Source organism: Streptomyces sp. NPDC026417 (genome assembly GCF_055567695.1).
Map to the genome: position 1 here is coordinate 93019 of NZ_JBVHPY010000021.1, position 9383 is coordinate 102401.

A 9383-nucleotide genomic window follows, 5' to 3' on the forward strand; every position below is an offset into this window, starting at 1 on the left:
CCTTCGGTCGGCAGGCACTCGGCCCGCTCTCACTGGTGGTCCTGCAGGGCGGTACGGATCGCGTCGAGGCCGGCCGGATCGGCGAGTGCGGTCACATCACCCGGTGCCTCACCGGTGACGAGGCCGCGGAGGAGCCGCCGCATCACCTTGCCGTTGCGGGTTCTGGGCAGGGCGGGGACGGCCACCACCCGGCCGGGGCGGAACGCGCCACCCAGCGCGTCCGCCACCCGGGCGCGGATGCGTTCGGCCTCCGGCGCGCCGAACGGCCGCCCGGCCACGGGGACCGCGAAGCACCACACGGTCTCGCCCTTGACGGGGTGCGGGATGCCGACCGCGGCCACCTCGGCGACGGCCGGGTCACCAGCGGCGGCGTCCTCGACCTCGGCGGGCCCGAGGCGTTTGCCGGCGACCTTGACGACGTCGTCGAGCCGGCCGTGGACGAACCATTCCTCGCCGCTGCGGGAGACGAGATCGCCGTGCGACCAGCGCCCGGGCCTGCGGGTGAAGTAGGTCCGGGCGAAGCGTGCTTCCGCCTGCCACAGCCCCTTGGTCATGCCGGGCCACGGTTGCCGTACGACGAGCTCGCCGGCCTGTCCCTCGGGGGGCTGCCCGCCGTGGTCGTCCTCGATCGCCGCGTCGATCCCCAGACAGGGTCCGGCGAAACCGCACGGCGACTGGGGCAGCGTCGGCGCGGACGCGAGCAGGGAACCGCCGACTTCGGTGCCGCCGCAGATGTTGATCACCGGGCAGCATCCGCCGCCGAGTTCGGTGAAGTACCAGCGCCACGCCTCCTCGGTCCACGGCTCACCGGTGGAGGCGAGCAGACGCAGCCGCGACGGTGCGGTCGGCTGCGTCTGCTCACGGCTCATGAGCGTGCGGGACAGGCTGGGCGAACTGCCGAAGACGGTGACACCGTGGTCGTCCAGCAGCCGCCACAGACGGGTCGTGTCGGGCTGGTCGATCGCGCCCTCGTACGCCAGGAGGCTCACGCCCGCGAGCGTGGCGCCGACGGCGACCAGCGGGAACATGATCCAGCCGGGGTCGGTGACCCAGAACACCACGTCGTCCGGCCGCAGGTCCAGGTTGTACCGGGTCTCGCTGCCGACCTGCACCGGAAAGCCGCCGTGCGTGTGGATCGCGCCCTTGGGGCGACCAGTGGTCCCCGAGGTGTGCAGCAGCAGGAAGGGGGCGTCGGCGGGGAGGGACACCGTCTCGGTGGGCGGGCCCTCCGCGAGCCGGCGCCAACTCGTCGTCACGGGGCCCGCCGCGTCGGCGGGCTCCTCCCGCGGCTCGGTGCGTACCGGTGGGGGCGCCGACGCGCGGGCCGGCACACCACGCCCCCGCCCGGTCTCCGGCAGCGCGCCGTCGTCGTCCACCGCACCCGACTCTCGCCGGGCCACGACAAGACGGGTGACGCACGGGGTCCTCCCGAGAGCCGTGCGCGCCACCGCCTCCATGTCATGCCGGCGTCCGTGCCGGATCGTTGCCCCCGCGGTGACCAGGACCCGGGCACCGGCGTCGGCCAGCCGTACCGCGATGGCCTCGGCGCCGAACCCGGAGAACAGCGGCACCAGCACGGCACCGATACGCGCGCAGGCGAACAACAGCAGGAACGCCTCGGGGCCGGGCGGCAGATACCCCGCCACCCGGTCCCCCTCCCCCACCCCGAGGGCACGCAGACCCCCCGCCACCCGCGCACTACGGCTGGCCGCGTCCTCGTAGGAGAGGACCCCCGTCGTGCCGTCCTCCCGCTCCCAGCGCAGGGGGGGCGCCCGCCCACGCCCCTGCCGCACATGCCGGTCGAGACAGGAGTCCACCAGGTTGGTGCGCCCGTCCGGGAACCAGTGGGTGGCGGCGATGCCCCCGGAGTCGTCGTAGACCCGCGACGGCGGGGTGTGCCAGACGACGCCGATGTCCGCCGCGGCCCGCTCCCAGAACCACCCGGGATCGGCGACGGACCGGGCGTGCAGGGCGCGGTAGCCGCCATCGATGCCGTTGGCGCGGCAGAAGACCGCAATGTTGCCGTGCTCGGTGAACTCCGGCGTCGGATGCCACACATACCCACTCATCGCGTGTGGCCAGGGTTCTCGATCAGGGCGGCGATGCCCTGACCGCCGCCGATGCACAGGGCGACGACCGCCAACCGGCCGCCAACCCGCCGCAGTTCGTGTGCCGCCTTGAGCAGGAGAACGGTTCCGGTGGCGCCGACGGGATGCCCCAGGGCGATCGCCCCGCCGTTGGGGTTGACGCGCTCGGGGTCGAGCTTGAGTTCGTCCATGACGGCCAACACCTGGGCGGCGAACGCCTCATTGAGCTCGACCACGTCGATCGCGTCCAGAGTGAGGCCGTTGCGCCGCAGCAGACTGCGGATGGCCTCGGCCGGACCAACGCCCATGATCTCCGGCTCCAGACCCGTGACCACCGTGTCGCGCAACCGGCACAACGGGACGGCCCCGGCTGCGAGATCGGCCGTGCGCATCAAGAGCACAGCGGCAGCGGCGTCATTGATACCCGCCGAGTTCCCGGCGGTCACCGTGCCGGTCGCAGAGAACACCGGGGCCAGCCCCGCGAGCTTCTCCGCCGTCGTGCCGGGGCGCGGATGCTCGTCCAGCTCCACCACCCCGTCCCCGACGACCACCGGCACGATCTGCTCCTCGAACCGTCCCTCGGCGACCGCGACGGCCGCCCGGCGTTGGCTTTCAGCGGCCCACCAGTCCTGGCGCTCTCGTGAGATGCGCCAACGCTCGGCCACCACCTCACCGGTCATGCCCATGGGATATCCCCCGAAGGGATCGGTGACCAGAGACATCGTCCCGTCGACCACCGGCTCTCCCGGGACCTCATCGGGAGCCCGTTCGCCGTAGTCGAGCAGCGGCTGCCGGGTCATCGACTCGTTGCCACCGGCCACGACGACGTCCGTGTCGCCGAGCGCCAGGCTCTGGGCCGCCGCCCAGACGGCCTGCAGACCGGACCCGCACAACCTGTTGACGTTGTATGCGGTGGTCGTCACGGGCAGCCCCGCGGCCAGGGCCGCCCGCCGGGCGTTGAAGGCGTCGGGGCCCACCTGGCCCACGCAGCCGAGGACGACCTCGTGGACCCTCTCGGGGCTCAGCCCGGAGCGGACCACCGCCTCGCGGATCACGAGCGCGCCCAGCTGGTGCGCGGGGACCGACGCAAGCGCTCCCTTGTACCGGCCGATCGGCGTACGCGCCCCTTGGACGACGGCGATGTCTACGAGCACCGGATCACTCCTTGGCTGAGGGCTCGGCGTCCGAGGCGGACGCGCGGGAGACGGGGGGTGGGGCGGACGGCGCGAGGTCGGCGGGGGTCGCGGATGCAGGAAGCTCAGCAGGGCCGTCTGTCGGCGTCGAAGGTGCTGCGCCGAGGGCGACGACGTCCCGGTCCGGCCGGATCAGCAGCGCCGAGAGCACGGCACCGGCGATCAGCAGGCAGGCGGTGAGGTCGAAGGCCCGGCTGTAGCCGGCCGCCTCGGTGGGCGCGGCGTCGATGATGCGCCCGGTGACGTAGGGGGCGAGCAGACTGGCGAGGGCGGCGAGAGCGTAGGACAGTCCGAGGGCCGCGCTGCGCCGTCGGGCGGGGCAGATGTCGGCCACGGCCGCGTTGGTCAGCGGGGTCTGGCCGTTGCCCGCGGAGAACGCCAGAACCAGCAGGGGCAGCAGCAGTGCGGTGGGACCTGCCCGGGTCGCCAGCAGGAGACTCACACCGGCGAGCAGTGGAAACACCGCGCCAAGGAGTCCCTGGGCGACCCGGGCGGCCACCCCTCCGCGCAGCAACCGGTGCACGACGGCTCCCGCGGAGAGGACCAGGACGGCCATGGACAGGGCGGGCAGCCCGACGATCCCGCTGACCTCGGCGTCGCTGAAGCCTGCCTGCTCCTGGAGGTAGAGCGGCAGCCAGGCGAATCCCAGGGAGAGCGTCCACATGACCGCGAAGGTGGAGAAGGTCGCGCCGAGCCAGGTGCCGGTCGTGACGACCCGCCGAAGAGAGACTGGTGGGCGTTCACTCTCCGCGCCGGCCGGGACCGTCTCGTCGACCGACGGGCCGTCGGCCGTCGTCGAGCGGTCTTCCGCCGGGTCGGGGCCGCCCAGGTGGGCGGCGTAGGGACCGGCCCCGCCGACGCGCAGCCAGACCAGCGTCCACACCAAGCCGGCGGCGCCCAGCAGGCCGAACGCGGCACGCCAGCCCAGGGTGTTGCTGATCAGAACCACCAGCGGGGCGGCCAGCACCGTGCCGCCGGCGCCCCCCGCCACGACGACGGCCGAGGGCAGCGCCCGCCGCTTCGGCGGGAACCAGGTGAACGCCGTGTGGTTGGCCAGTGGGAAGCCCGGCCCCTCGCCCGCTCCCAGCGCCACCCGGGTGGCGACCAGCGCTCCGAACCCGGTGGCGGGTAGGAGGATCGGCAGTTGAGCCGCCGCCCAGACGAGGGCGAGCACCGCGAGCAGGAGCCGGGGGCGGATGCGGTCGCCCAGGAAGCCGACCGATACGGCCGAGAGGCTGAAGAGAAGGTAGAAACTGCTGGCAATGGTACCGAACTCCGTTGCAGACAGGCCGAGTTCCGTTTTGATGGGCTCGGCTGTCAGTCCCAGTACGGCCTTGTCGGCGGCGTTCACGACGATGAACAACGCCAGCACGACCAGGATGGTGCGGGCCCGGCGGCGCGTACCGTCCGGGGCGTCCGCCCGCGGATCCGTCGCGACGGTCATGCGCGGACCGGGCGTGGGCCGGGCGGCACGGGAGAGAACACCGACGCGCGGCTGGTGTGACCGTCGCGTTCAAGGGAGTCGAAGCAGCCTGGGAGGAACGTCACCGGGGCTCCATTCTCGAAGCAGAACAGAACGGAACGGGGCCGTTCCGTCTCGCATCTCGGGGCGGAACGTACACCCGGCCACAACGGAACGCAACCGTTCCGTCCAGTGCTAATCTCCCGCAGTGGAACCGACCAGCCGCAACGACGTCGGCCGCAGGCCCACGGGCTCCGCGGTACTGCGCGAGACCGTGACCGAGACGATCCGACGGGCAGTGTTCGAGGAACTGGCCGAGACCGGGTTCGCCCGGATGTCGATGGAGGCCGTGACCCGCCGGGCCCGCGTCGGCAAGGCGGCCCTCTACCGCCGTTGGCCCGCCAAGGAGGCGATGGTGGTGGAGCTCGTCTCCGAGGCGGCAGCAGCACACCTCCCCGTGACCGCCGGCTCCGGTTCGCTGCACGACGACGTCGAGCGCTTCGTCCGGGATACCGTGGCCGACCTCCGCCATCCGCTCGTCGGCCGGATCATCCCCGATCTCCTGGCGGAGTCCGCCCGCAACCCCTCGCTGAGCGCCGCACTCCACGACGCGGTGCTGGCCCCCCGGCGCGCCGCCGTGGCAACCCTGATCCACCAGGCGATCGAACGGGGCGAACTGCCGGGGGACGTCGACATGGGTCTGGCCGTCGACCTGTTCGGCGCCCCGCTGTACTTCAGGATGCTGGCGGTCGGCGGCCCCACCGACGACGCCTACATCAGCCGTGTCACCCGCGCGGTCCTCGCGGCGCTGGCGGCGGCCGGCCGCTGAAGGGCGGACCACCGGCACCTTGTGACCGCCGGCGGCCGCGGAGTTGTGACCCTGCCGTAGTCGGAGTCCGCTGATGTGTGAACGGGCCGCGGGGTTGTCACCCCCATGTGTAGACGCGGCGGCGCGGCGGGTCTACTGTCCCCCGCCAACACCTGTGCGCGCTGTCCTCACGTCGTCGCGCCGCCCGCGGGCCGGGCGGCCCAGTTCTGGAGTGCCGGATGCGCCGCACTGCCCTGCCCTGGCCGTTCTCGCTGTTCCTGCTCGGTCCCGGAGTCTTCCTGCTCGTCCTGGCGGCGATGCTCGTGTGGTACGTCAGGCCGCACGCTGCCGTGAACCCCCTCGACATCGACGTGACCGCCGTCTACACCGGTACCGGGAGCGTCTTCGACGCCGACGAGGTCCGGACCGTCCCGGACCGGAGGATCACGGTGACGCAGCGCGTGCGGGGCGACGTCGCGGCCGGCGAGCGCAGCGGTGCGGCGGTCTGGGACGTGGTCACGACGGTGGACACGGAGGAGTCCCTCCCTGCCGCGGACCCGCGCGACGCCCTGGACTTCGTCACCGGCCGGTGGGTGACGGACCGCCGGACCAACAAGCCCGTGCACTGCTGCGGGGAGAAGGGCTACCACGAGGGCGAGGCCTACCTGAAGTTCCCCTTCGACGTACAGAAACGGGCCTACCACTGGTGGGACAACACCCTCGGCGCCACCGTCGTGCTCCACTACCAGGGCACTCGAAGGATCCACGGCTACCGGGGGTACGTCTTCACGGGCGCCGTCCCAGCGACGAGGACCGGCACACGACTGGTGCCAGGGGCCCTGGTCGGACGCCCGGGCAGCGGGCGCGTTTTCGCCGAGGAGTGGTACGCCAACCACGGCATACGGCTGGTCGTCGACCAGCGCACGGGCCGTTCGCTCTACGCCCGTCTCGGCCCCCGCCGCACCCTCCGCGCCCCCGGTGGGACACGGGACGCCGTCGTCCTCCTGGACAGCACGAACCTGACCTTCACCAAGGCCACCCAGAAGTACCAGGTCAGCCAGGCGAGAAGAGAGAGCGGCCGGCTACAACTCCTGGGCCACACTGTTCCGCTCGCCGCGACGGCGACAGGCTTCGCTCTCACGACAACAGGCGCCATCCTGCTGACGAGACGCCGTCCGGGAGGCGACACGACAGCGGGCCTTCGTCATGGACGCGGCGTGATGAGGTGGAAGAGGACGGCCCGGCACACGCCGGGCGGCGGCACCAACGCGTGAGTCCGCACATCGAGTCTCACGCGCGAGGATCCGCCCACACCGACCATGGAGCGCCTCCCCACCTCATGAAGTGCCCCCACCGCCGCCATCCCCTCCACCCGCGACAAACAGCGGACCGGATCCGCCACCCCCGTGATCGGCAGGGTCGACCGGGTTCTGCCAGTGGCTATTGCTGCCATGCTCCCGCTCACGCCGTGCGTCGATCCCCCACAGCACTGCCCCGTACAGCCCGACGACCGCCACGAAACCGCCGACCACAACCAACAGCTCCACCGAAGCCACCCCCGTTTTGCCTCGTGGCCCGCACACCAACCCGCAGGACCACAACCCGACTGATGAGATCACCATCCCCCGCAGATCACGGCGATACTGCAGACTTGAGCAAACCCAGAGGTCATGAACCCCTCTCCCGAGGGGCAAGGGCGTCGTCCTCCTCGTCCGCCTCCGTCGCCCGGGCTCAGACTCGCCCGCCTTCCGCTGGGAACTCCACTCCTGCACGGTACGACCGACCGCGCACGCACGGGGGAAACGTCGTGTTCACGACAACGCACATCAGGGGTAACACCCTCTCTCTAGCGTGACCTGCCGTGGGGATCAGAGCCGTCAACAGGGCCGCCGGGAACGACTCATGACGGCTCCTTCGGCTGCCCGTCCTGCCGATGACGCCACACGGGGCTCTCCACTCCGTCGCAGCACCCGCACCCAGCCCCACCGGGAGGCGTGCCATGAGCACCACCGAGTCACGACAGACCACGACAGGCACGACGAAGGACGCTGCCGACCAGGCGGTCAAGGAGACCCTGGAGGACTACACCCTCCGCTTCGCGCCCCGCAGTTACCGCCGCTGGACCCCCATGGTCGTCGCCACGACGGCACTCGGCGGCATCGCCTACATGGCCGACTTCTCCATCGGTGCCGGCATCGGCCTTGCGCACGGCACCGGCAACGCGCTCGTGGCGATCGCGGTCGCGGCCGTCGTCATCTTCGTCACCGGCTTCCCCCTCGCCTACTACGGCGCCCGCTACAACATCGACCTCGACCTGATCACCCGCGGCTCCGGCTTCGGCTACTACGGCTCGGTCCTCACCAGCGTGATCTTCGCCAGCTTCACCTTCATCTTCTTCGCCCTCGAGGGCTCGATCATGGCCCAGGGCCTCAAGCTCGGCCTCGGACTGCCGCTGTGGCTGGGGTACTTGGTCTCCACGCTGATGGTCATCCCCTTGGTGATCTACGGGATGAAGGCGCTCAGCAAGCTCCAGGTGTGGACCACCCCGGTCTGGCTGCTGCTGATGGTCGGCCCGCTCGTCTACTTGATCGCCACCGACCCGGGCACCGTCGACCGCTTCCTCTCCTACGCCGGCACCGACGGCGAAGGCGGCGTCGACTCCGCCTCCGTGCTGCTGGGCGCGGGCGTGTGTCTCTCGCTCATCGCGCAGATCGGCGAGCAGATCGACTACCTGCGCTTCATGCCGCCCAAGACCGAGGCGAACAAGCGCACCTGGTGGACCGCGGTCATCATGGCCGGGCCCGGCTGGGTGGTGCTCGGCGCGCTCAAGCAGGCCATCGGTGTCTTCCTCGCCGTGTACATCCTGGCCGAGGTCGGGCCGGACGTGGCGCCCGAGCCGATCCAGCAGTTCAAAGGCGCTTTCGACGCGATGATGCCGTCCTGGCTGGTGCTCCCGCTGGCCGTGGTCCTCGTCGTGATCAGCCAGATCAAGATCAATGTGACGAACGCCTACTCCGGCTCGCTCGCCTGGACCAACTCCTTCACCCGCATCACCAAACACTACCCAGGCCGCATGGTCTTCGTCCTGGTCAACCTCGGCTTCGCGCTCGCCCTGATGGAAGCGGACATGTTCAGCTTCCTCAACGACATCCTGGGCTTCTACTCGAACTGCGCGATCGCCTGGGTCGTCACCGTGGCCACCGACATCGGCGTCAACAAGTACCTGCTCAAACTCTCCCCGCAGGCGCCCGAGTTCCGCCGCGGCATGCTCTACGCGGTCAACCCGGTCGGTGTCGTGGCCTTCGTTGCCGCGTCCGGGCTGTCCATCGCGACGTACTTCCACGCGCTCGGCGACACGCTCCAGCCGTACTCCCCCGTCGCCGCCGCCGTCATCGCCTTCGTCCTAACTCCGCTGATGGCGATCATCACCAAGGGCCGGTACTACCTGCGCCGCACCGACGACGGCATCGCCGAGCCCATGCTCGAAACCGACGGCAATCCGAGCGCCCTCGTTCTCGACTGCCACGTCTGCCACCAGCCTTACGAACGCCCGGACTTGGCCGCCTGCGCCACCCACGACGCCGTGGTCTGCTCGCTCTGCCTCAGCACCGACAAGGTCGGCGACCACGTCCTGCCCGCCGCCCCGTAGGCCGACCGAGCGGGACCGCCGGCCAGCCTTCTGCAGTACACGTTTTCGAGCGTCGCAGACACGCCCCGGCACCGTGAATCGCCGCGGGGGGGGGGGGGGGGGGGGGGGGGGGGGGGGGGGGGGGGGGGGGGGGGGGGGGGGGGGAGGGGGGGGGGGGGGGGGGAGTAAACAGGAGAAGGGATGG

6 protein-coding genes are annotated in these 9383 nt (G+C 71.3%); 3 read left to right on the top strand and 3 right to left on the bottom strand.

Annotated elements, in window-relative coordinates; genetic code table 11:
* Positions 1–29: 29 nt before the first annotated feature.
* From ACZ4NT_RS29240 to ACZ4NT_RS29250, 3 genes are read right to left on the bottom strand one after another with little or no spacing between them, the layout of a single operon-like run.
* Positions 30–2069 carry an AMP-binding protein gene (locus tag ACZ4NT_RS29240; RefSeq protein WP_467728286.1) on the bottom strand — a complete coding sequence of 680 codons (2040 nt, stop codon included), beginning with the start codon at positions 2067–2069 and terminating at the stop codon, positions 30–32.
* Positions 2066–3241 (bottom strand): thiolase family protein, encoded by a 1176-nt coding sequence (locus ACZ4NT_RS29245; protein ID WP_467728287.1) that lies wholly within the window; start codon positions 3239–3241, stop codon positions 2066–2068. Before ACZ4NT_RS29245 ends, ACZ4NT_RS29240 begins: the two co-directional genes overlap by 4 nt.
* Positions 3242–3245: 4 nt before the next feature.
* Positions 3246–4724 carry an MFS transporter gene (locus ACZ4NT_RS29250; RefSeq protein WP_467728288.1) on the bottom strand — a complete coding sequence of 493 codons (1479 nt, stop codon included), beginning with the start codon at positions 4722–4724 and terminating at the stop codon, positions 3246–3248.
* Positions 4725–4950: 226 nt separating this feature from the next.
* Here ACZ4NT_RS29250 and ACZ4NT_RS29255 point away from each other — a divergent pair, with 226 nt between their 5' ends.
* From ACZ4NT_RS29255 to ACZ4NT_RS29265, 3 genes are all read left to right on the top strand, one after another.
* Complete coding sequence (locus ACZ4NT_RS29255) at positions 4951–5571, top strand: TetR/AcrR family transcriptional regulator (RefSeq protein ID WP_121407763.1); 621 nt, start codon at positions 4951–4953, stop codon at positions 5569–5571.
* A gap of 218 nt (positions 5572–5789) precedes the next feature.
* A complete protein-coding gene (pgfA, locus tag ACZ4NT_RS29260; RefSeq protein WP_467728289.1) occupies positions 5790–6824 on the top strand; it encodes a cell envelope lipid trafficking protein PgfA in 1035 nt (344 codons plus the stop codon).
* A gap of 725 nt (positions 6825–7549) precedes the next feature.
* Complete coding sequence (locus ACZ4NT_RS29265; RefSeq protein ID WP_467728290.1) at positions 7550–9199, top strand: purine-cytosine permease family protein; 1650 nt, start codon at positions 7550–7552, stop codon at positions 9197–9199.
* The last annotated feature ends 184 nt before the right edge of the window (positions 9200–9383 follow it).